Origin of the sequence: Nostoc sp. (genome assembly GCF_036917435.1) — a bacterium.
Taxonomy (GTDB): domain Bacteria; phylum Cyanobacteriota; class Cyanobacteriia; order Cyanobacteriales; family Nostocaceae; genus Nostoc.
In genome coordinates, this window is sequence record NZ_JBALDM010000036.1 from 61,907 (window position 1) to 84,835 (window position 22,929).

The window sequence follows — 22,929 nt, forward strand, 5'->3', positions numbered from 1 at the left end:
ACACAACATCTTTTGAAAAGCTATAATGAGTGAGTTGCACTACGACGTTGGTGACTGCCATCAAGTTTTTTGATCTATGCCTTTAATGACAAGGGAGTCAATTGTTCTCGTGGCAGTATACCGGGCATGTACCCGGAAACTTTAAACGAGGAATTTAGGTTCCCACCTGGATAAACCCAGGTCATAAACTTAGGTAAAACGGCGTCGCGGTGAACTTAAAATTTTTAGCTCCTAAAGTCAATTAGATTTTGGGAGCTTTGATTATTTAAATGAGTAAAATTTATCTCAAAAATCATAAATTTATACTAATTCAATTAATGATTGCAACATATCCTTGGAGCAAGATGCGATGAATTACGTCTCTAAAAAGAGTCTATTTGTCGCATTGTCCACCCCCAGACAATTGGGTAATTAATTTTTTGTAAGTCCCTTAATTTGGAGTTCTGATATTAAATTTGGGAACACTAAATACTGACATGGTTATGATTAAATTATCTTGATGAAAATTTCTTATAAACTTGTTGGAAGCTTTATCGGTGTTTCCTTATTAACAAGTGTTGTTGGTGTGGTTGCGATCGCCCAAAGCCAGAAAATTGCTGAAACTATAGCTATATCAGAAGCTGAACACGTTGCTCAAGTGATTGGCGCTTCCATTAGCCACTATTCTTATTACGATCAAAAATCTATTTCTATTGAACGTTCACAAGAACTGCAACACTACACCAATTTGCTGCACGATCTGCAAAAGCGCGACATTGTGGTGGTCAATCGGCAGAAACTAATTTTGGCGGATGCCGTTCCTGAAAATGTCGGCAGTATTTTTGACCACGATCAAGGTAACGAAATCGAGCAAACTATACAGGATAGCAAGACTAGAACCTTTTTGGAAAAAAGTGTTGATTATCCCCAAGGAATTAAACTGATTATCATTCCACTTAAAGATAAACAAAATCAGGTCGAAGGTGCTGTCATTTTAGAGTGGTCATCGCTGTATGACGGGGCGATCGCTCAAGCTAAACCTACAATGATTGTGATTGCTATCACGAGCTTAATTTGTGTGATTTTGGCATTGATTTTAGGACTGGGAATTTCGAGCAGTATTGCTAAACCACTGCAATTGATGACAGATGTGGCGCAGCAAATCACCCAAGAGTCTAACTTTAACCTGCAAGTTCCCGCGATGGGTAAGGATGAAATAGGCATTCTTGCAACTGCACTCAACAATCTGGTCGAACGGGTGAAAACACTGCTGACCGAAAAAGAACAACGTTCAATAGAACTTGAGCAAGCTTTAACTCAACTTAATAACACTCAAGTACAACTAGTTCAATCTGAAAAGATGTCGAGTCTAGGACAACTGGTTGCTGGAGTCGCCCACGAAATTAACAACCCTGTAAATTTTATTCATGGCAACATTACCCATATTGATAACTACACTCAAGATTTACTGAAATTAGTTCAGGCATATCAGGCGCACTACCCCAATCCGCCCCAAACGCTTCAAGCAACTCTGGATGATGTAGAACTGGACTTTCTGAATGAAGACCTGATTAAGTTGCTGCGATCGATGAAAATAGGCACCGAACGGATTTGCCAAATTGTTTTATCTCTCCGTAACTTCTCCCGCCTGGGCGAATCCGAATTCAAAGCTGTTGATCTTCATGAGGGCATTGAGAATACGTTGTTGATTTTGCAATATCGCCTCAAAGTCAGCCCAAAGTCCCTGCCAATTAAAGTGATTAAAAACTACAGTCAATTGCCTTTGATTGAGTGCTATGCCGGACAACTCAATCAGGTATTTATGAACATCTTGGCCAATGCAATCGATGCTTTAGAGGAATTGGCTGGAGAGCAGACGAAAGAAGATTGCCCAACACGACTTGGTATAATTTGGATTTCAACTCAACTAACATCTGATAATTGGGTGCAGATTGCGATCGCTGACAATGGTTCAGGGATACCGGAAAAAGTGCGATCGCGGATTTTTGATCCTTTTTTCACCACCAAACCCGTCGGCAAAGGTACTGGCATGGGCTTATCCATCAGCTACAAAATAGTCACAGAAAAACATTATGGCAAGATATGGTGTGATTCCACACTAGGAGAGGGCACCAAATTTGTGATTGAAATACCAGTTCATCAACCTCAACCAATGCCGAGTTAAAATTTTAAATGCTCTAACCCTACACCCGGATTTCTTACAAAGAGTGAGAGTTTAGGGATCTGATAAAAAAGAAATTTGTATAACTTGATTCTAATTTTGGTATCGTTCAGAGGTAAAATCACAAAATTGCATAAAATTGTGGTTAAAGCTACAAAAAATTGTCACAACAACTAACTAATAATATATTTCCAGCCTCGGTCTTCCGACTAGACAGTGGTTTAACGTTTATTCATCAAGAGATTGCCACTACTCCCGTAGTTGTAGCAGATGTTTGGGTGCGTGCTGGAGCAAGCATAGAGCCAAAACCGTGGTTTGGTATGGCGCACTTTTTAGAACACATGATTTTTAAAGGGACGGCGACGTTACCCCCTGGAATGTTCGATTCCAAAGTTGAAAACCGGGGTGGTGTAAGTAATGCGGCGACAAGTTATGATTATGCTAATTATTCACTCACCACAGCTGCACCTTATTTAAAAGATACTCTCCCCTACTTGGGAGAACTCCTGCTGAATGCGGCAATTCCAGAAGACGAATTTAGCCGCGAACGGGACGTGGTGCTAGAGGAAATTCGCTCTTGTCAAGACGATTCCGATTGGATAGGATTTCAGGCTCTAATTCAAAGCATCTATCCACATCACCCTTATGGACGTTCGGTGCTGGGTACTGAGCAAGAACTGATGCAGCAATCACCAGAAGGAATGCGCTGTTTTCACCACGCCCACTATCAGCCGGAAAACATGACGGTGGTAATTGCTGGGGGTATAGCCCAGCAACCAGCTTGGGAATTAGTAAATCGTTCATTTACTGATTTTGCCGAACGCTCAAATTGTCCGCAGTTTGAGAAAGTGGCAAAGCCAGTAATAACAGGAATTCACCGTCAAGAACTGTATTTACCACGCATAGAGCAAGCACGATTGTTGATGGCTTGGCTAGTACCAGGAGTAGAAGAAATCCGCACTAGCTATGGTTTAGATTTATTGTCGGTGTTGTTGGCAGAAGGACGGACTTCGCGTTTAGTGCGTGATTTACGAGAAGATTTGCAATTGGTACAAGGAATTTATAGTAGTTTTTCTCTACAAAGGGAATCAAGTTTATTTACAATTACTGCCTGGTTAGAACCAGAAAATTTGGAGGAAGTTGAGTCTTTAATTTGCGCTCATTTGGATGATTTGCAGACTGGAGGAATTAGTGAACAGGAACTTGCTCGTACACGTCGGCTGCTATGTAATGAGTATGCATTTTCGACTGAAACGCCAAATCAATTGACGGGGCTTTATGGATATTACAACACCATTGCCCAAGCTGAATTAGCTGTTACCTATCCGCAGCAAATTCAGTCTTTTGATGCTCAAGAACTACAAAAATTAGCTAAACAGTATCTATCACTAGAAAATTATGCGGTTACTGTACTTAAACCTTGTTAATTGGGCATTGGGAATTGGGCATGGGGCATTGGGCATTGGGCATGGGGCATTAGTTTTTGACAAAGGACAAATGACAAATGACAAGTGACAAAGAACAAATGACAACCTTGCTGCAAAAATCGCCTATACATCGCACCGTGCTAAATAATGGCATTGTCGTGTTGGCAGCAGAAAATCCGGCTGCGGATATTATTGCGGCGCGAATTTTTGTGCGTGCTGGTAGTTGTAACGAAAACCGGGAGCAAGGAGGATTGGCGCATTTGCTATCCGCAGTGATGACAAAGGGATGCGATGGACTTTCTAGTTTGGAAATTGCGGAAAAAGTTGAGTCTGTAGGGGCAAGTCTAGGTGCGGATGCTGGCACTGATTATTTTTTGCTATCTTTCAAGACGGTAACATCGGATTTTGCGGAAATTTTAGCATTGGCAGGGCGGATTTTGCGATCGCCTACTTTTCCCGAAACTGAAGTGGAACTAGAACGCCGTTTAGCACTCCAAGATATTCGTTCCCAAAAAGAGCAACCCTTCAATGTCGCCTTTGAACAAATGCGGCAGGTAATGTACCAAAATCATCCCTACTCTATGTCAGTGCTGGGAGATGAAACCACTATGAGCAGCTTAACTCGCGCAGATTTAGTGGAATATCATCAAACTTATTTCCGTCCAGATAATGTAGTAATTAGTATTGCTGGGAGAATCACACCTACCGATGCAGTCGCATTGGTAGAAGAAGTTTTTGCTGATTGGCAAGCGCCAGCCCAAGCACTACCAATACTGAATTTACCTGAAATTAAGGTGGAACCACAGGTAAAGGTTAAGCCAATACACACACAACAATCAATCGTGATGCTTGGTTATTTGGGAACATCGGTAAATTCTGTTGACTACGCCGCCCTGAAGTTGCTGTGTACTTATTTGGGAAATGGACTTTCTAGCCGCTTGTTTGTCGAATTACGGGAAAAACGCGGTTTAGCTTACGAAGTATCCGCTTTTTACTCTACAAGGCTATTTCCAGCCTCATTTGTGGTTTACATGGGTACAGCACCAGAGAATACCAGGATTGCCTTAGAAGGACTGCGGACAGAGGTAGATTTATTGTCTACCGTCGAAGTCTCTGAAAGCGCCCTCCAAGCCGCTAAGAATAAGATTTTGGGGCAGTACGCCTTGGGTAAACAAACGAACGGGCAAATTGCTCAGATATACGGCTGGTATGAAATTTTGGGCTTAGGAATTGACTTTGACACCAAGTTTCAAGAATTGATTGCGGCGGTGAGTGCCAAAGATGCGATCGCAGCCGCAAGTAAGTATTTAAAATCACCTTACTTGTCTTTAGTTGGTCAAGAAGAAGCAATTAATGGTGCGATCGCGTAACCTGTCGTAAACATCGTATAATGAAGCAGCTGTTTTTTAGACCAAGCGGTTGTACTATTAGCATGAGAATATTCTGGGAGTAAATTCCATGCAAAGCAGCCTGACAGCAAGTATTTTGAGTTACTTAAAATTACTAGACCCCACTGTAAATCGCTGTGAAATGGAAAAACGGCAAAAGGGTTGGCGGCCAAAGAGGTCTAAATCTTTATCAGCCATTGAAATACTCTTGTTTTGGTCTACACCTCTGCTTATTGCCTCAACGCCTCTAGTATCAATTGCAGCACCACAAAAAATTGCTCAAGCCAATCCTGCTGACAGCATTAACCGCCCTATCCTCAAGGTTGGTAGCCAAGGCGAACGTGTATCTGAACTTCAGGCAGCCCTAAAACTTTTGGGTTTTTATTCTGGTGCCGTGGATGGTACATATAGTGAAAATACAGCTAGTGCTGTTTCCCGGTTTAAACAAGCAGCTGGTTTAAATCCAGATGGCATTGTTGATGCCAACACGTGGCAACGACTTTTCCCCAATCAACCAGTAGCAACATCAACCGTCCCTTCATCCCAACCAAGATTTAACTCAGCTACAAATTTTCCTGTCCCAACCCAGGCTACCAACGTCACCAACGTTGTAAATCCTAACCCCAACCCCCCAAGGCAAGCTGTAACACAAGTGGCGACTAAGCCGGAACCAAAACCTAATACCCCAAAAAAAGCCGTCAGACAAGCTGCGACTAACCCTGAACCAAGACCGGCTACCCCAAGAAAAACTACAACTTCAAGTAGACAGAAAACGCCGAATCGGACTACATCAACTACACGGACTGGACAAAATACTCGAACTCAGTCAAAAATAAGTACTCAGCGAACCCCTGGTATTCAATACACCTCAGAAGGAATGCCAATTTTGCGTATAGGATTACGTGGTTCTGAAGTTGTTAAATTGCAACAACAACTGAAAAAGCTTGGTTTATTGAAAGGCGATGCTGATGGAGACTTTGGCGAGACAACCGAAGCAGCTGTGAAAGCGGCACAAAAACGCTATGGTTTAGAAGCTGACGGTGTAGTTGGTGGCTCTACCTGGGAGGTTCTTTTGCGTCGTTAGCCTTGCTAAGGAGCATCTACTTTGCTCTAAGCAAAGGTGCGGACAAGATGCTTCAAAGTTCTAAACTTATTTCTTTTTGGAAATCCCCAAGCTACAGAGGTTTTTCAATTTCAATAAACCTCTGTAGGGATTTTGCGCTAACAGAAATTTTTAGGAATTTATGCGGTACATCCTGCAATAGGATAAAGATACACCGATGAGAAGTATCTCTATGCCAGGACAGAAAAATTACATTGCTTTTGGACTGACAAAAGATAATGGTAACTATATGAGTCAAGCATAAGGACACCTGACCGTGTTACAAATCACAACTGGCATCAGTGAAATTAATTAAGCTTACTGCTAAATTCCTCTAAAAAAAACTTATGCAACACTTTTTATTAACTTGGCTCGGTACTGCGGTGGCGTTATTTTTGACTGCTAATATCGTTCCGGGATTCTTTATTAAGAATTTTTTGACAGCCTTAGTCGCTACCCTTGTTATTGGTTTGGTTAATGCATTTATTAGACCAATTTTGCAGATTTTGACTTTTCCAATTACCTTGCTCACCTTTGGTTTATTTACGTTGGTAATCAACGCTTTAACCCTTTGGTTGGCAAGTGCCTTAACTCCTGGTTATGGATTTGAGATTCAGGGCTTTTTACCTGCTTTGTTAGGTTCAATTGTGCTAGCTGTTGTTTCTAGCGTAATTAACTATTTTTTGAGAGTTGTTGACTAGAAAAATTAGCAATTTGTAATATTCATATTTGAGGCTTGGGCAACGGCTAGCGTTACCGCTCCTGATTGCCCTTGTAGCTGGAAAATTTGTTTAGGTAGCAAAAGTTTCACTTCTAATGCTTCTGTGCTGTTAAAAGGGGAAGCAGTTAGATTAGCTGCAAGAATAGCAGCCGCCTCTGCTACGCTAGGTGTACCTACTTTGTAGTCGGTGATTATAGCAGGGTTGGGGACACAAACAGAACGAAGGATTTGGGCAGAAAAGGTTTTTAGAGGCAGATTGCGGAGGTTACAAAGTTCTATTAAGCCAACTTCTGAGGCTTTAGTGTCAATGGTAGCAATCCCTGCGATCGCACTTTGACAAAGTTGATTTTCTTGAAAGACTTGCTCAATAGCCCAATCAATCAATTGCCATGAGGTTCCCCGTTTACAACCGATTCCTACCCATAAAACCTGTTGCACTTGGTATATTTCCCTATTTTACTCCAACAGCCAACCAAATAAATCTCCTACTGTCAGCCTCAACTCACTGGCAAAATCTGGCACAGGGAGTAAAGCATCTAGTTCATCTAACATCATTGGCTGTTGATTGCGGATGTACACAAATACCGTTTGTTCTTCTGGATCGATCAGCCAACCCATTTGTGTTTCATAATTCAGGCAATGCAGAATATTTTTTGTAACTTTCGTTTGTCTTTGGTCAGGCGATAGAATCTCAATAGTCCAATTGGGAGATGCTGAAAATAAATTTGCTACCCTACCATTTTCTTTTCTAGGTATTCTGTCCCAAGTAAAAACCGCTACATCTGGGATAATTGATCTGCCACCAAATGTACACCGCAGTTCTGGATATGCTCGTGCAACTCTTTGGGGCTTTAATACACCATTAATAAAAATAATCAGTTCACCTTGAATAGTGCTGTGTTCTCCCTGTGCCATAGGTTTTTGAATAATTTGTCCATCGATGTATTCACTAGCGGGCTTCGTTTCTGGTAAAATTAGAAACTCTGCCAAAGTTATGTTTTTAGATGTTGTCCGTACCATAAGCGATCGCCTCCAAGTCCAAAAATTATGATTAACGAACCGCCAAGACGCAAAGGACACCAAGAAGAAATTAACTTAACTCTTACTTAGCCTACCTTTGCGTCAAAAAATATTACATCCTCTCTAAAACCTGAATTCCCAACAAAGATAATCCCAGTTTCAGAGTTCTAGCAGTCAAATCACATAAAACCAACCGGGATGTACGCTGTGGTTCCTCGGCTTGTAATATAGGACAGCGATCGTAGAATTGGTTAAACTTCTGACTCAGTTCAAATAAATACTCACATAAACGATTGGGTAGCAAGTCTTGCTCTACACTACTAATAATTTCATCCAGTTGAAGTAAATATTTTGCCAGCACTAATTCTGTTTCATGCTGCAATAAAACGGCATTATTTCCCAACTCTTTAAAGTTAATATCACCCTTGCGGCTAATCCCATGAATTCGCGCATAAACATACAGCATATATGGCGCAGTATTACCTTTGAGATCCAGCATTTTGTCGTAGCTGAAAATGTAGTTACTGGTGCGGTTTTGGCTTAAGTCTGCATATTTAACTGCACTGATTCCAACTACCCTAGCAACTTCATTAATAAATTCTTCAGTTTCTTGACGTTCTTCTTTTTGTAATCTACTTTTTAAGTCAGCATGGGCACGAGAAACAGCTTCATCTAATAAATCCCGCAACCGCACACTGTCCCCAGAACGAGTTTTGATTCTTTTACCATCTTCCCCTAAAACCAACCCAAAGGGCACATGCACTAATTCCACATCATCAGGAATCCATCCGGCTTTGCGTGCTACCTGGAAAAATTGGGCAAAGTGGTTTCCTTGTCCAGAATCTGTTACATAAACTATCCGCTTTGCTTCATCCTGCTGAATCCGGTAGCGAAGAGATGCTAAATCAGTTGTGGCGTAGTTATAACCGCCATCTGATTTTTGTACAATTAAGGGTAAAGGTTCACCTTCTCTGTTTGTAAACCCTTCCAAAAAAACGCATTTTGCGCCCTGGTTTTCTACCAGTAAGCCAGATTTTTCTAAATCTTCCACAACGCCCGACAGCAAGGGGTTATAGAAAGATTCTCCACGTTCAATTAATTTGATATCCAGCAAGTCATAAATTACTTGAAACTCTTGCCGTGACTGTTCGCACAACAATTTCCAGGCATGGAGTGTATCTTCTGCACCTGCTTGTAATCTGACAACTTCTTGCCGTGCTGTTTCTTGAAAAGCTGCATCTGTATCAAACCGTTGTTTGGCTTTGCGGTAAAAAGTGACTAAATCACCAATATCTAAAGCATTAGCAGTGGTAAGCGCCTCTGGGTAAACTTCCCGCAGATAGGTGATTAACATCCCAAACTGCGTACCCCAGTCACCCACATGATTTAACCGCAGCACATCATGTCCTTGGAATTCTAAAATCCGGGCGATGGAATCACCAATAATCGTAGAACGCAGGTGTCCAACGTGCATTTCTTTGGCAATATTCGGACTGGAAAAATCCACAATTTCACGCTTCGGCGTTTTCGCCGTTGGAAGTCCCAACCGAGAATCGGCTTGAATTCCGTTTAGTTGTGTTTCTAGATATACCGTTTTCAATTTCAGATTAATAAATCCTGGCCCAGCAATTTCCGGTGATTCGCAGATTTCGGATACATCTAGTTTCTCAACGATCGCACCTGCGATCGCTCTTGGTTGCAATCCTAATTTTTTACTCAGGGATAAAGCCACATTCGCCTGGTAATCACCAAATTTAGGATTGCTAGCAGAAACCAATATTGGATCTACTCCAGCAAAGTCAGCGCCAAAAGCAGCGACTATTGCCTGTTCAAGCTGAATTTTTAGTTTTTCTTGTGTAGCGTTCATATATAAATTTTATCTGTGAGAGAGGGAATGTAGCTCTGGAAAACCTTGATTATTCACTTTAGAAATCTGGAGATTCTGAAGAGAAATAAAAAATCAACACGCCGTTTGTAAAAGTATCTTTTTTGACAAACCTGTGTCTAGCTGACCATATTTTGCACTTTCAAGTCTTCACGCGCTACGAGGCCACTAGACATAAATAATAACCTTGCTGTTTTTATAGCAAAGTCTTAACGCTGGGGACTTACGTTGAAGCCTTTCCGAGCCAATTTCTCTCTAAATTATCACAGGCATTGCTAAAAACTCAACTGCCCCAACGGTTTGATTGGGTTGTGTTTCAAGCGTTATACTTCGTTAATGTACGCGATTAAGATGTTCCCAAAATGAGGAAGACTGATGCGTTATACAGTTGTGATTGAAAAGGGAGAAACTAGCTATAGCGCTTATGTCCCTGATTTACCAGGTTGTGTAGCTGTGGGTGAAACTTTAGAAGAAGTCAAGCAGATGATAGCAGAAGCTATTGAATTTCATATAGAAGGAATGCTAGAAGATGGTTTAGCTATTCCTAAGCCTACAAGCATTGCTCATGAGGTTGAAGTTGCAAAAGAATTATTTTCCAGCAATACAAATATTGTTAATAATTTTACATAATTCATTCACTGTGCAACTGCAAGCCACACAGTGAAGAAATTATAGGGAAGATGAAAGAATCAAGTTGTGTTGAAGCTTCCCTCCTGCCGCCCAAGCAAGGCACAACTGACGGAAGCGATCGCCCCGCACCTCAAAATTGGGGTACTGATCGAAACTTGCACAAGCCGGAGATAGCAACACCACAGGCGCTTCATACTCCTTAGCTAATTCCGCCGATTTGGGGATTGCCCTTTCCATAGTTTCCACAATGTGGTATGAATAATACCCCACTTCTTGGAGGCGTTGAGCAAATGCGGGTGCAGCAGAGCCAATCAATAATACAGCAGCTGCTTTGGTTTGAATTTGTGCTAACCAGCCAGTATCATCGCCTGCTTTAGCTTCTCCACCAGCAATTAAAATCGCTGGACTTTTCACAGATGCTAAACCAACTTCAGCAGCATCATAGTTAGTGGCTTTGCTATCGTTGATAAAATCAATCCCTTCCCAAGTGCAGATATGCTCCAAACGATGGGCAACACCGGGGAATTCACTAATTGCAAGTGCGATCGCACCACGATTAATTCCTGCTAATCTTGCCGTAGCTACTGCCATCAAGAGATTTTGCTGGTTATGTTCTCCCACCATTCGCAAAGTAGATACTTTCACAATCGGTTCTGGTGCAGAGGTTGCAGTCAATTTTTCCACAACCCAGTTGTCCTCAATGTAAAAGCCTTTTTCGCTAATCAGGAAATCTTTTCCTTTGACACTCGTCCAATAGGCATTAGGCCAAACATTTAAACCTTGTTGCCTCAAGTAGGCATCATCGCCATTTAACACTTGCAATTCGGACTGATGCAATAACTTTGCTTTGATATTGTAATAGTTCTCTAAAGTCTTATGGCGACTCAGATGATCCGGCGTGAAAGTCGTCCAAACACCGATACGCGGTGCAAGAGAACTCGAAGATTCTATTTGATAGCTGCTAAGTTCCGCAATCACCCAATCGAGTGAAGAGGATGAGGAGGATGAGGATGATGAAGTAAAATTTTTGCCCTTGTCTCCCTCATCTCCCCCATCTCCTTTCCCCCTCCAAGACAGGGCAACTTCACAAGCGGCGTAGCCAATGTTACCGCAAGCGGGTGCGTTTAATTCTGCGGCTTGGAAAATGGCAGCAATTAAAGCTGTGGTAGTAGTTTTACCGTTAGTCCCGGTAATTCCTACCCAAGGTAAGGAGCGCAAATTTCTCCAAGCGAGTTCCATTTCCCCAATAGTTTGAATACCTAATTGGCGTGCCTTAATTAATACGGGAATATCCCAAGGAACGCCAGGGCTAACAACTATTAATTGGGGTAAATTATCATCATTTAATTCTAGGGATTGGCCTAATTTAACGGTTATTTGCTCGGCAGCGAGTTCTTGTTGTTGTTTTAGGAGGGTTTCGGAGGTGTTGCTATCACTTAGCTCTACCTCCCAACCTTTCCTTTTCAACAATCTCGCCGCAGCAACACCGGACTTTCCCAATCCAATAACAGTAGCTCTAGGCATAGATTGCAGCAGAGTCCCTGGTTAAGCAATCCTTATAGTAGCGTTTCTTGGCAAAAATTACACAACTTTTTGTTGACTTACGCTACAGATTTTTGACGATCGCACCAAAGTCAGCTAGAACACGAGCATGATTCCGAACTAATCCTAGTAAGTGTAATCGATTTCGCTTAATTTCTGGATCGGAGTCCATAACTAAAACGCTATCTGGCCCATCAAAGAAGTTACTAACTGTGGGAGCAATTTTTGCTAGTGCTGCTACTAACAGTTGATAATTTCGTGTCTGCTGTGCTGTTTGAGTTTGTGGTACTGATTCGATCAAAGCATTATACAAAGCTGCCTCTGAGGGCTTTTGGAATAATTCTGGACGAACTACAGTTGTCGGTTCTAGCTGTTTGGTATCCAAATCACCTTGGGCGGCTAATCGGGTGGAACGGTTAACGGTTTCGTAGATGTTATCTAAGGTACTATCATTACGGATTTGTTGTAAGTACAAGGCGCGATCGCGGACATCCAATAAATCCTTTAATGTCCGTTCTGTGTATTCTGGGTCATTTTCTCCCAAAACTGCATTTACCAAATCGTAATCAATCTGTTTTTCTTCTTGTAATAAAGTGCGGATGCGTTGTAAGAAAAACTCTTGTAATGCGGTGGTTAATGATGTCCGATCTTTTTGATATTTCTCTGCAAAATCTGTTGCTATTTGTGCCAATAAATCATCTAAATTTATCGGCAAATTATAAAACCAAGTAATTTTAACTACAGCATTTGCAGCCCGACGCAAAGCGAAGGGATCGGACGAACCAGAGGGAATTAAACCTAAACCAAAGATACTTACCAAGGTATCTAATCTATCTGCCAAACCGACAATTTGACCTGTGAGGGTTTCGGGTAAAATATCACCGGCTCCCATTGGCAAATAATGTTGATAAATTGCCTTTGCTACTTCGGGATCTTCACCACTAGCTAAGGCATATTTTTCTCCCATAATACCTTGTAATTCTGGGAATTCATACACCATTTGAGTTACCAAATCTGCCTTACACAATAAAGCCGCCCGTTGGATTTTTTGGCTTTGATTTTCAGCTAATTTTAATTGGGTAGAAATTTGCTCGGCAATCTTAACTACTCTATCTATCTTAGTACGCACCGAACCCAATTCTTCTTGGAAGGTGACTTTTTCTAACTGGGGTAAAAAGCTATCTATTGGCTTAGTTAAATCAGCTTCGTAGAAAAATCTGCCATCAGCTAATCTGGCACGAATTACCCTCTCATTACCGACGGCAATAATATCTGATTTCTTAGGATCGCCGTTAGAAATGGTGATGAAGTTGGGTAATAATTCTTGCTCGGAACTACCTGGTTTAAATACAGGGAAATAACGTTGATGAGTTACCATAACTTCCGTAATTACTTCAGATGGTAATTCCAAAAATTCTGGCTCAAATTTCCCAACAACTGTAGAAGGATATTCTACAAGGTTAGTTACTTCCGCTAACAAATCGGGGTAAATGACTGTATAGCCGCTTAAACTCTCTGCTACTGCCTTTACTTGCTCTTTAATCAGATTTTCTCGCTCTTTTGGGTCAACGGTGACATAAGCAGACTTGAGAGCGGTAACATAATCAGTAGCTTGGGCAATTATCACAGCTTCAGGATGTAAGACGCGATGACCTTGGGAAATGCGATCGCTCTGAACCGTTTTAGAACCATTCACCAATTCTAACGGTAGCACTGTCTCATCTAACAAAGCTACTAGCCAGCGAATTGGTCGAGAAAATCTCCCATCCCCATCTCCCCAACGCATCAACCGCTTACCTTCTAAACCCCAAATCCACTGGAAAACAAGTTCTGTCAAAATTTCCGCCACAGGACGGCCAGGAATTCTTTTTTGCACAAAAACAAATTCCCCTTTGTCAGTGGGGCGAAGGAACAGTGCATCTAGTTCTACACCTTGCTTTTTGGCAAAACCTACTGCTGCTGCTGTCGGTTGACCATCTTTAAAGGCGGCTTGGGCGGGGGGCCCTTTAATTTCTTCTTCTCGATCTACTTGCTGTGATGGTAGACCTTTAATCAATACCGCCAAACGCCGAGGAGTACCGTACACCTGGACACTTTCACCCTGAAGGTTGTTTGCTTCCAAACTTTGAGGAATGCGTTCTCGCCACTGTATTAAGGCATCACTGAGAAAGCTTGCAGGTAATTCTTCTGTACCAACTTCTAATAAAAACGCAGGCATAGGTCACTGTTTTCAACTTTGCGTAGCTCAACTTTATCAAAAATTTGGGTTGAAAACCCCGTCCTTCCAGGACGGCTTTTGGTAAAATAGGATTTGTGGAAGGGTAATCAACCACTTAAAAAACCCTATTGCTGCCTAACACGCAGACGCTGAACCTTGACAACTGAATCTAGGGGGTTCTACTTCGTAGTTCTAGTATCACCTGGAAGTAGGTAAAAGATTCACAAGTACTAGACGAACAGCATTAAACTTCAAACAAATTTTGCACTATGTGCAACTATGGTCGGGCAGACCAAAAGTTAACGCTTGGGGAGAGAACTACAAGGAGGCTTAGATACCGCAAGGAGTCTAAGTTAAGTGGACTCGTTGAACCAAGAATCCCCTGCCTTTTTAACCAAGTGAGCGTAAGCAAAACTTGGTTAGGCAGGGGAGTGTCAATTAGATAGACTTGGCATTTTCTCCAAAAATTTAAAAAACAAGTGTTTCACTTCATGAATTTATTACACTTGCCACTGTATTTTTATGCAGTATTTACTTATACATATAGATATCGTAAACTTCATGTTGTCTGATGTATTGATATTTGCATCATGACAATCAATTTTGGAGTTATAATCATGAAAAACATTTTCGCTAAAACGGTTGCTATCACAGCAACCAGTGCTGCTCTTAGTGTAGCGATCGCTGCTGGTGACAACAACCCGGCTCAAGCTGTTGAGTTCAACTTTAACTGGCTAGGTAATGCTGGTTATTCAGCAACAGGTTCATTCAGCTACGATGAGGCTACAGCACCTACAATCATTTCCGAAAGTGGTAGTGGAGCGACCAAATTTTTACAATCCTTGAATGTCTCCTTCTTAGATCCATCTAAAAATCTTCTGGGAACTTATAACACCGTTACTGGTGGGGTATCACAATCTAGCTTCTTCGCTTTAAACTTTGATACTTCCACTCAGCAATTGTTTGGCCCCCTGAATATAGCAGGAGGAACGGGTGTAATTGGAGAATATTTCTTCAATGGAACGGTTGGCAACTCTTTAGCATTACGTCAGGATGTAGATCAAAAGGGAACGTCAATAACACTAGATCAAAATTCTGGTTCTATTAATGCATCAAAAGTCCCTGAACCCGCTTCTATGTTGGGTTTACTGGCATTTGCTGGTCTTGGTGTAGCTTCAACTTTGAAGAGAAAGCAAGCCTCTTGCTAGAAAGTAGGGCTTCCTAGTTAGAGGTTGCCAAATTTAGTTTATTGAATTTTCATTCTAGCTCTAATAGTTCAGGGAACTATTGAGTCTATCATCCAACCTTATCGGTTAGCGATCGCTCGAATACTTGTTTTCATGAGTATTCGAGCGATTATAATAAAAAAATTTCACCAAAATCGCCCTTCCCACGGTAATCAGTACTACTTTTAGTGTTGCGTAAGGCTAGCAAAAACCGCAAGTATAATTGGTGTTGTTAACAACCTAGATCAAGCTGTTAATTTCAAGTTGAACTGCTAAGGTGATGTTGCAATGCATTGCAGCTTTTTACAGTCGCAGCTTCAAATACGAAGCTATTCAAGACACTTGTGTGAAAAAGTTTGTGCCTTTGAACTACTGAAAAAAATCGGATGATCGCCCATAAATGCAATACTGATTACTTGGTTAAAAATACTTCATGTGCCAGTTCACAAGGCGGAATGCAGGTTATATGCATGACATTAAATCTCATGCTACAATCCCCTAAGTGTAAATTTCATGACTAACTTCACTTTTAAATAAGTGAACAATTATCATATATATGGGAAAGATTTTAAATAAGTGAACATTCAAAAGTTATTAGTTAACACTGGTAATATTTGAATGTACGATTAAGAAAATTTCTCCAACCAAAAACACTGATAATTGATAACTAATTTTTTGTTAAAATCCAATCATGAAATTCCTAAACAATGCTTATTGCAATTGTGATTTTAAAAAACCATAATCTAATCATAACCTAAATTAAATAATACAAAATTGCAGCCCCTGCTGAACTTAGCAATAAATCCGCTTATGTCAGGCTGTCTTTACCAAATTTATACATAGCTCATGCACATTCTGATATATTCCTACAACTATCATCCAGAGCCAATTGGCATTGCTCCCTTAATGACTGAATTGGCAGAAGGACTAGTAAAGCGAGGTCATGAAGTGCGGGTGATTACCGGAATGCCCAACTATCCTGAGCGCGAAATTTACGATGGGTATCGAGGTAAGTGGTATATTAACGAACAAAAAAATGGTGTCACTATTCATCGAAGCTACCTGAGAATTAAGTCTAAACCTAACCTCGTAGATCGGCTGTTATTAGAGTTAAGCTTTGTTTTTACAAGCTTGCCCCAAGGCTTTAAAGGTGAACGTCCAGATGTAATTATCTTAACAGTTCCGCCTCTATTCGGTATTTTACCAGCAACACTATTTGGTTGGTTATACAACTGCCCAGTGGTTTTAAATGTGCAAGATATCTTACCAGAAGCTGCTGTGCGTATGGGGCTATTGAAAAACAAGTGGATGATCCGAATTCTTGCAGCTTTAGAGAAATTTGGATATCAGACTGCACACACCATTAGCGTCATTGCCGATGGATTTCGTGAGAATTTAGTGAATAAGGGAGTACCTGTTAATAAAATTGTTTGTATTCCTAATTGGGTGAATGTAAATTTCATCTACCCTTTAGCGAAACAAAACAACTCCTGGATATCTAGCCATAAACTCGATGGTAAATTTGTAGTCCTTTATTCGGGCAACATTGCCCTAACACAAGGTTTAGAAACAGTAATAGAAGCAGCAATTTGCTTACGTCATATCAGAGATATAGTTTTCGTCATCGTTGGTGAATCAAAAGCATTGCAAAGGTTGCAAGAATATTGTCTATTACACGGAGCAGATAATGTTTTGCTGCTACCGTTGCAGTCACGAGAAAAACTACCCGAAATGCTAGCGGCATCTGATGTGGGATTAATTGTGCAAAAACGCAATGTGATTTCGTTCAATATGCCCTCAAAAATACCACTGTTACTAGCAAGTGGCCGCCCAATTGTGGGTTCAGTTCCTGCCACTGGTACTGCTGCTAAAGCCATCGAACTCAGTGGTGGTGGGATAATTGTGGAACCAGAATCGCCCGATGCAATGGCTACTGCTGTGTATGATTTATATATGAATCCTTCTCTAGGGACAATATTAGGTAACGCAGGAAGACATTTTGCTGAAGAAAATTATTCCTTGGAGCAAGCACTCGATCGTTATGAAGGGCTGCTTTCTCATATTGTTACTAACCGAAAATCAACTATGGGTATGTTGCCAAAATTTAATTCCAAGGAATCAGTTGTGGATGGTTGAAGGGTTTTTGGCTATATATATAGGACTTATGTATTGACAGTAAAGACCAAGTATAGATGATTTGAAAAACCAGATCCGTCGTAGGGGCAATTCATGAATTGCCCCTACTACACAGTTATATTTACCATCAATGAATGATTAATAAAAATCTGAAACGACGTATTTACGTTAATTCACAGGATGAGTCCTTTGTACAGTGCGTAAGTCCCAATATATTAGGAATCCGGTTTGATTTTTGAAATTATTTTGTGTGGGTAGCTAGGCAAGAGATAAGAGGCAAAAGGATTCTAGAAGATTAAGGTGTACTGAGTTTTTTTTCAAAAATTAAATGAAATCATACTCATAACCCTGGTTAGGATAAATAGAATCACCCAAATGGGTGATTTAAAAATCATCTGATCGGGTGAGCTAAGTGTAGGAAGATGAAAATGCTGAAAAATAGGACTCTAGAGTACACTGATTGATTGTACTTTGTTCATTGTGAGGATAATTCGATGAAAGTCCCAATCTTGCTTAATAAGTCTGAATTAATCAGCGTAGGCTTATTAGCCCGCCTGACTCCTACGGGGAAGCAAGCTATGCATAGCGTCTCGTAGAAAAGGCATTGCTCCATACATTTTCCTCCCTAAGATCAGTATTCAATACAACTCAAGAGGGATAAACTCGTCGTTGAACTGACAAAATCTAGTATGTTGTGTAGTTATAATACAAGGAAGTACTTACATGTTCAAGTAAGCCTTTGTAAACACTGATGGAAGACTGTCCCAATCAACCTGTTTGATTTTATACGAAACGGAAAAATCGCTGCGCGAACAGATGGTTGTGTACTTGCGTAAAAGTCAAGATCAGGGCGCAGTATCTTCAGGCATAGATTTAAAAGCATCTTGTAGATAGTTCCACGGCTAGGTTACTTTACGGTATTCTGCTTTTTAGCAATATTTCTACTACAGGAGAATAAGTACTAAATACTACATAATTAACTTGAGCAAATTTATGTGTTTGCCATTGCAGGAGGCAGAAAATTTAGTTGATTCCATTGCAGCAACAATAAACCGTGTTTTCTTTCTCAGCCAAAGTAATGCGTTTGTACTGACTAAAAAAGTTTTATAAATTACACTTTAAAAAATTGACAGGAGTTAAGTGATGTACAAAATAGCCATAATGTGCTGAAGATATTGTTTTTTTTAGATGCTAGACATCGTAAGCGATCGCCCAAATACCCAAGTATATATTTTTCATCAACATTAAGAAAAAAGGGCTAAAAGACTATTCCAATAATGCTTTTTTAGCGAAGAGTAGATTGCCCAAGTCTAAATCCACAAGACGAGAAACCGAAGATGTCCCATTCTGAGTTCCCTGATTCTCCCCTTCCTGTTGAAATAGAACAGCCTGCTGTTACTGATGCTAGTCAAGAGTCGCAACCATTGCCAGAGCGATCGCCTAAACGACCTCAAAAGCGTCGTTGGCCTCTAATTTTGGGAATTATCCTGTTAATTGGAGGCATTGGTTTTAGTTGGCGCTGGTGGCAAACTAGTAATGCTAACAATCCACCAGCAGGCGGGCCAGCTGCTGGTAAACCGATGGCAATTCCCGTCAAGCTAGTAACTGTGGAAACTGAAACTGTACAAGAAAGTTCAGATTTTATTGGCTCCTTAGAGGCTCCACAGTCTGTACCAATCAAGCCACAGATTGGAGGGCGAATTAGGCAGGTTTTCATTAAAGAGGGCAACCGTGTTCAACAAGGGCAAGTAATAATTAGCCTAGAAATTGATGATGCCCAAGCCGTGCTACGAGAAAAACAAGCAGCACTTCAACAATCACAGGCAAATCTTGCCGAACTCAAGGCAGGGACTCGAACAGAAGTAGTTTCCCAAGCCAAAGCCCAGCTAGATCAGGCCCAAGCAAAATATCAAGATGCCGTATCTGGATCGCTACCACAGCAAATTCAGCAGGCTGAGGCTCAAGTTAATTCCGCCAAATCCGATCTAGTACTAGCACAAGCACGAGCAACGCGATACGCACAATTAACAAAAGAAGGGGCAACTTCTCAAGATACCCTAGATGAATACATCAAAAATAAAGATAGTGCCCAAGCAGCGCTAGTTGCAGCCCAGAAAAACTTAGAGCAACTCCGCAAAAGCAGAACCGCTAATATCGAGCAGTTAGGTGCTGCATTAGAACAACAGAAACAATTCTATAGGCAACAGGTGAACGGCAACCGCCCCGAAGATATTGCCCAGGGGCGATCGCAAGTAAACCAAGCAGCCGCTCAAGTCCAGTCGGCTCAAGTCCAACTGCAATACACAAAAGTCTTAGCTCCTTTTACAGGTATTGTTGGTGATATCCCAGTCAAGGTAGGACAGTATGTAGCACAAGGGGATCAACTCACAACATTGACCAAAAATGACTCTTTAGAACTGAATATATCCATTCCCCTAAATCAAGCCAGAAATTTGCGCTTGGGATTACCTGTGCAAATGCTCGATGCCCAAGGCAAACCCACAACAACGGGTAAAATTAGTTTTATCTCCCCAAATGCCAGTTCCGATTCGCAGACAGTTTTGGTAAAAGCCAACTTTGGCAATTTGAGAAATCGATTGCTTAATCTTCAGTCAGTGCAAACCAAAGTAATCTGGAAGGAACGTCCGGGAATCTTAATCCCAGTTACAGCAGTATCTCGCTTGGGTGGACAGACTTTTGTGTTTGTGGCTGAAGCACCATCAGCAAAGAAAGCTGAAGCACCAGCAGAAAACAAAGCTGAAGCGCCAGCAGAAAATAAAGCTGGAGCGCCATCTTTAGTGGCTCAACAAAAACCTGTGAAATTGGGAGTTATTGAGGGGAATAATTATCAAGTTATCGAAGGACTAAAGGCTGGAGACAAAATTGTTGTTTCCGGTATTCTCAACCTAACTAATGGCGCTCCTATCACTCCAGCACAGGAACAAGCGGGTAGTCAGAAGCCTTAGCTGAACGGGGGCATGGGGCACTGGAGACAAGAAGAAATGCCCAATGCCCCATACAAAATACAAAATACCAAATACCCAAAGAAAGCCCAATTTTAAACTATGTTCGTTGACTTCTTCATTACCCCTCTTCTGTCACTTTTCGGGAGGGCGATCGCTAGAAGCTTCATGAGGCGATCAATACAAGCGATACTATTAGAAAAAAATCGGTCTTGTATTTGTTATTAGAAAAGAATCGCGCGTAGGCGTAGCCCGTCGTAGACATCCCCTGCTATACAAAAGCTCTAGAATTTAGCTTATTTCAGCAATCTTAGACCACTGAGGGTAACTAATACTGTAGAACCTTCATGTCCAATCACACCAATAGGTAAGTTAATATTTCCGAGAAAGTTGCCCACCAAAAGCAACATAATGAAACCCAACGCTACAACTATATTCTGTTTGACTATGGATTGCGATCGCCTCCCCAAATGTATCGCCACCGCAATTTTTTCTAGCTTGTCTGCCATCAACACTATATCTGCGGTTTCCAATGCCACATCACTACCAGATATTCCCATCGCTATACCCACAGATGCTTGGGCTAAAGCTGGTGCATCATTAATTCCATCGCCCACCATTGCCACAGTTTGATACTTTTGCTGTAGACGGCGGATAACGTCTAGTTTATCTTCTGGTAGAAGTTGAGCATATATCCGATCGATTCCTACTGCTTTGGCGACACTCTGAGCAGTTTCTTCATTATCCCCAGTTAACATGACAATTTGCTCAATTCCCAGTTTCTTTAACCGGGTAATGGTTGCGGCTGCTTGCGATCTGACTTCATCTGCGATCGCAATTACACCCATCACCTCTCCGGCTCCCCTCCTCGCAAGCGGGGAGGGGTTGGGGGTGGGGTTCTTCGCTACCCAAACGACAGTTTTACCTTCTTGCTCCAAAGATTGAGCCATTTCTCGCAATTCTTCAGGTAAATTTGTGACATACTGTTGCACAAAAATGGCATTCCCTACAATTATCTCTTGTTCTTGAGCAATTCCGACAATTCCCTGTCCAGGTATAGCTTGCACTTGAATTGCACCAACCAAATCTAAATCACCCTTCGGGTTCAACAGTTTCGACTCGACGGGAACCGCCAAGACTCGAACTGTTTCACCAGCCGCTTGAACTATTGCCTTACCGATGGGATGTTCTGAATAGGATTCCACACTAGCGGCGGTTTTTAATACATCTGCTTGAGTGTATTCGCCAATTGCAATTACTTGGAATACCTGCAACTGTCCTGTTGTTAGAGTACCAGTTTTATCAAATGCGATCGCTCTCACTTTGCCAATTTTCTCCAACTGCGCCCCATTTTTAAACAAAATCCCCTGTCTTGCACCATTGGCAATTCCCGACAGCAGGGTGGGCATAATTGCAGCCATTAGCGCACAAGGAGAAGCAACCACCAAAAAAGTCAGCGCCCGATAAATGGTAGTTTCCCAATCCCAACCCCAAAGAAATGGCGGTAAAGTTGCCAGCAATATCCCGGCTACTACAATTACTTTGGCATATCCTTTTTCAAAGCGAAGGGTAAACTCTTGGGAAGGTGGCGCTTCTGTCTGCGCTTGTTCTACCAAGCGAATTACACGCTGAATCAAACTACTTTGCGCTGGCTTGTGTACCTTAATCTGCAATGCACCATAGCCGTTGAGTGTACCTGCAAATACTTCTGCACCGACTGTTTTCTCTACAGGTAAAGACTCGCCTGTAATTGCAGCTTGATTGAGGGTGCTGTAACCAGATAAAATTATCCCATCAGTAGGAATTAGCTCTCCGGGTTTGACGACAATCTCATCACCTACTTTTAGCTGACTGATAGAAATTTCTTCTTCTCTTCCCTGAAGCAAAACTCTGGCTGTATCTGGTGTCAGGCTCATCAAACTACGGATACTTCGCTCAGTTCGCTGCATGGCATAGCCTTCTAATGCGCCACTGATGGCAAAGATGAGAATTAAAATTGCCCCATCAATAATTAAATGATATTCTCGTCGCCATAAGCCGAGGCTAGCAGCACCAATGGCGGCGACAATCATCAGCAAATCTACATCAAGTTCTTTTTCTTTGAATAGGGTAGTCAATCCTTCCCGCGCACTTTCGTAACCACCAATTACATAAGCAGCAGGTAGCAGCAGGAATGCCAATCCTAACCATCCGAGATGTAGGGCGAACCATCCGAGAAATAGTAGTAAGCCACACGAAATGGCGGCGACGGTATCTGCGTGTTCTCTGGTGAATTGGCTGAAGCGTTGGGGGTAGAGCATGAGAGGTGAATTAACAAGGATTCTCTTAGGATAAACCTTGACATTAATGTTAATGTCAAGGTTTATAATGATTTTGAAACGCAAAGGGGAGGTAGCGCGTTGCGGGGGTTCCCCCCGTTGTAGCGACTGCCGTCGCGCTGAGGGAAGCGCAGAGGTACGCAGAGTTAAATGTTTATCTGTGTTTTTGGAGCGTTTTTCAAAAGGGGGAGT

General features: G+C 41.6%; 16 protein-coding genes and 1 other RNA gene. 11 read left to right on the plus strand and 6 right to left on the minus strand.

Annotated features, from left to right (window positions below; genetic code table 11):
* Nucleotides 1-33 precede the first annotated feature (33 nt).
* The 6 genes from ssrS (at nucleotide 34) to V7K98_RS17065 (ending at nucleotide 6,779) form a co-directional block, all read left to right on the plus strand.
* Nucleotides 34-217, plus strand: a non-coding RNA gene (gene ssrS / locus V7K98_RS17040) — 6S RNA.
* 282 nt (nucleotides 218-499) lie between these two features.
* Nucleotides 500-2,164: a sensor histidine kinase gene (locus tag V7K98_RS17045; protein WP_335023813.1), complete on the plus strand. Its 1,665-nt coding sequence runs from the start codon at nucleotides 500-502 to the stop codon at nucleotides 2,162-2,164.
* 182 nt (nucleotides 2,165-2,346) lie between these two features.
* On the plus strand, nucleotides 2,347-3,588 hold the full coding sequence (locus V7K98_RS17050; RefSeq protein ID WP_335023854.1) for a M16 family metallopeptidase: 1,242 nt from the start codon (nucleotides 2,347-2,349) through the stop codon (nucleotides 3,586-3,588).
* Between the two features lie 98 nt (nucleotides 3,589-3,686).
* Entirely contained in the window at nucleotides 3,687-4,958 is a 1,272-nt protein-coding gene (locus V7K98_RS17055; RefSeq protein WP_335023856.1) for a M16 family metallopeptidase, read from the plus strand.
* A gap of 88 nt (nucleotides 4,959-5,046) precedes the next feature.
* Nucleotides 5,047-6,060: a peptidoglycan-binding domain-containing protein gene (locus V7K98_RS17060; protein ID WP_335023815.1), complete on the plus strand. Its 1,014-nt coding sequence runs from the start codon at nucleotides 5,047-5,049 to the stop codon at nucleotides 6,058-6,060.
* A gap of 365 nt (nucleotides 6,061-6,425) precedes the next feature.
* Entirely contained in the window at nucleotides 6,426-6,779 is a 354-nt protein-coding gene (locus V7K98_RS17065; RefSeq protein ID WP_335023817.1) for a phage holin family protein, read from the plus strand.
* A 5-nt stretch (nucleotides 6,780-6,784) separates the two neighbouring features.
* On the opposite strand, the gene V7K98_RS17070 is transcribed toward V7K98_RS17065, so the two are convergent.
* From V7K98_RS17070 to argS, 3 genes are all read right to left on the minus strand, one after another.
* Entirely contained in the window at nucleotides 6,785-7,237 is a 453-nt protein-coding gene (locus V7K98_RS17070; RefSeq protein WP_335023819.1) for a cobalamin biosynthesis protein, read from the minus strand.
* A gap of 18 nt (nucleotides 7,238-7,255) precedes the next feature.
* The gene (locus V7K98_RS17075; protein ID WP_335023821.1) at nucleotides 7,256-7,819 is read right to left on the minus strand and encodes a Uma2 family endonuclease; all 564 of its coding nucleotides are present in this window, start codon (nucleotides 7,817-7,819) and stop codon (nucleotides 7,256-7,258) included.
* Between the two features lie 112 nt (nucleotides 7,820-7,931).
* Nucleotides 7,932-9,686 (minus strand): arginine--tRNA ligase, encoded by a 1,755-nt coding sequence (gene argS / locus V7K98_RS17080; protein ID WP_335023823.1) that lies wholly within the window; start codon nucleotides 9,684-9,686, stop codon nucleotides 7,932-7,934.
* A gap of 393 nt (nucleotides 9,687-10,079) precedes the next feature.
* Between argS and V7K98_RS17085 the strand changes: the two genes are divergently transcribed.
* Nucleotides 10,080-10,334 carry a type II toxin-antitoxin system HicB family antitoxin gene (locus tag V7K98_RS17085; protein ID WP_335023825.1) on the plus strand — a complete coding sequence of 85 codons (255 nt, stop codon included), beginning with the start codon at nucleotides 10,080-10,082 and terminating at the stop codon, nucleotides 10,332-10,334.
* 39 nt (nucleotides 10,335-10,373) lie between these two features.
* Here the strand turns inward: V7K98_RS17085 and murD are convergent, their stop codons facing one another.
* Nucleotides 10,374-11,858, minus strand: a complete 1,485-nt coding sequence (gene murD / locus V7K98_RS17090) for a UDP-N-acetylmuramoyl-L-alanine--D-glutamate ligase (protein ID WP_335023827.1) — start codon at nucleotides 11,856-11,858, stop codon at nucleotides 10,374-10,376.
* Between the two features lie 82 nt (nucleotides 11,859-11,940).
* On the minus strand, nucleotides 11,941-14,094 hold the full coding sequence (gene glyS / locus V7K98_RS17095) for a glycine--tRNA ligase subunit beta (RefSeq protein WP_335023829.1): 2,154 nt from the start codon (nucleotides 14,092-14,094) through the stop codon (nucleotides 11,941-11,943).
* 617 nt (nucleotides 14,095-14,711) lie between these two features.
* Here glyS and V7K98_RS17100 point away from each other — a divergent pair.
* From V7K98_RS17100 to V7K98_RS17115, 4 genes are all read left to right on the plus strand, one after another.
* A complete protein-coding gene (locus tag V7K98_RS17100) occupies nucleotides 14,712-15,302 on the plus strand; it encodes a PEP-CTERM sorting domain-containing protein (protein ID WP_335023831.1) in 591 nt (196 codons plus the stop codon).
* A gap of 864 nt (nucleotides 15,303-16,166) precedes the next feature.
* Nucleotides 16,167-17,456 (plus strand): glycosyltransferase family 4 protein, encoded by a 1,290-nt coding sequence (locus V7K98_RS17105; protein ID WP_335023833.1) that lies wholly within the window; start codon nucleotides 16,167-16,169, stop codon nucleotides 17,454-17,456.
* A 1,337-nt stretch (nucleotides 17,457-18,793) separates the two neighbouring features.
* Nucleotides 18,794-20,422: an efflux RND transporter periplasmic adaptor subunit gene (locus tag V7K98_RS17110; RefSeq protein ID WP_335023834.1), complete on the plus strand. Its 1,629-nt coding sequence runs from the start codon at nucleotides 18,794-18,796 to the stop codon at nucleotides 20,420-20,422.
* A gap of 43 nt (nucleotides 20,423-20,465) precedes the next feature.
* Nucleotides 20,466-20,591, plus strand: coding sequence for a hypothetical protein (locus tag V7K98_RS17115; RefSeq protein ID WP_335023836.1), 126 nt, complete (start codon nucleotides 20,466-20,468; stop codon nucleotides 20,589-20,591).
* Nucleotides 20,592-20,715: 124 nt separating this feature from the next.
* On the opposite strand, the gene V7K98_RS17120 is transcribed toward V7K98_RS17115, so the two are convergent.
* Nucleotides 20,716-22,719, minus strand: a complete 2,004-nt coding sequence (locus tag V7K98_RS17120) for a heavy metal translocating P-type ATPase (protein ID WP_335023838.1) — start codon at nucleotides 22,717-22,719, stop codon at nucleotides 20,716-20,718.
* Nucleotides 22,720-22,929 lie beyond the last annotated feature (210 nt).

What these genes read in the sequence shown, in the direction of transcription:
- V7K98_RS17120 (WP_335023838.1), bottom strand. Translation starts at nt 22,719, where the DNA reads ATGCTCTACCCCCAACGCTTCAGCCAATTCACCAGAGAACACGCAGAT.
- V7K98_RS17075 (WP_335023821.1), bottom strand. Translation starts at nt 7,819, where the DNA reads ATGGTACGGACAACATCTAAAAACATAACTTTGGCAGAGTTTCTAATT.
- V7K98_RS17085 (WP_335023825.1), top strand. Translation starts at nt 10,080, where the DNA reads ATGCGTTATACAGTTGTGATTGAAAAGGGAGAAACTAGCTATAGCGCT.
- V7K98_RS17045 (WP_335023813.1), top strand. Translation starts at nt 500, where the DNA reads ATGAAAATTTCTTATAAACTTGTTGGAAGCTTTATCGGTGTTTCCTTA.
- V7K98_RS17115 (WP_335023836.1), top strand. Translation starts at nt 20,466, where the DNA reads ATGCCCCATACAAAATACAAAATACCAAATACCCAAAGAAAGCCCAAT.
- V7K98_RS17055 (WP_335023856.1), top strand. Translation starts at nt 3,687, where the DNA reads ATGACAACCTTGCTGCAAAAATCGCCTATACATCGCACCGTGCTAAAT.
- V7K98_RS17065 (WP_335023817.1), top strand. Translation starts at nt 6,426, where the DNA reads ATGCAACACTTTTTATTAACTTGGCTCGGTACTGCGGTGGCGTTATTT.
- V7K98_RS17100 (WP_335023831.1), top strand. Translation starts at nt 14,712, where the DNA reads ATGAAAAACATTTTCGCTAAAACGGTTGCTATCACAGCAACCAGTGCT.
- glyS (WP_335023829.1), bottom strand. Translation starts at nt 14,094, where the DNA reads ATGCCTGCGTTTTTATTAGAAGTTGGTACAGAAGAATTACCTGCAAGC.
- argS (WP_335023823.1), bottom strand. Translation starts at nt 9,686, where the DNA reads ATGAACGCTACACAAGAAAAACTAAAAATTCAGCTTGAACAGGCAATA.
- murD (WP_335023827.1), bottom strand. Translation starts at nt 11,858, where the DNA reads ATGCCTAGAGCTACTGTTATTGGATTGGGAAAGTCCGGTGTTGCTGCG.
- V7K98_RS17060 (WP_335023815.1), top strand. Translation starts at nt 5,047, where the DNA reads ATGCAAAGCAGCCTGACAGCAAGTATTTTGAGTTACTTAAAATTACTA.
- V7K98_RS17110 (WP_335023834.1), top strand. Translation starts at nt 18,794, where the DNA reads ATGTCCCATTCTGAGTTCCCTGATTCTCCCCTTCCTGTTGAAATAGAA.
- V7K98_RS17105 (WP_335023833.1), top strand. Translation starts at nt 16,167, where the DNA reads ATGCACATTCTGATATATTCCTACAACTATCATCCAGAGCCAATTGGC.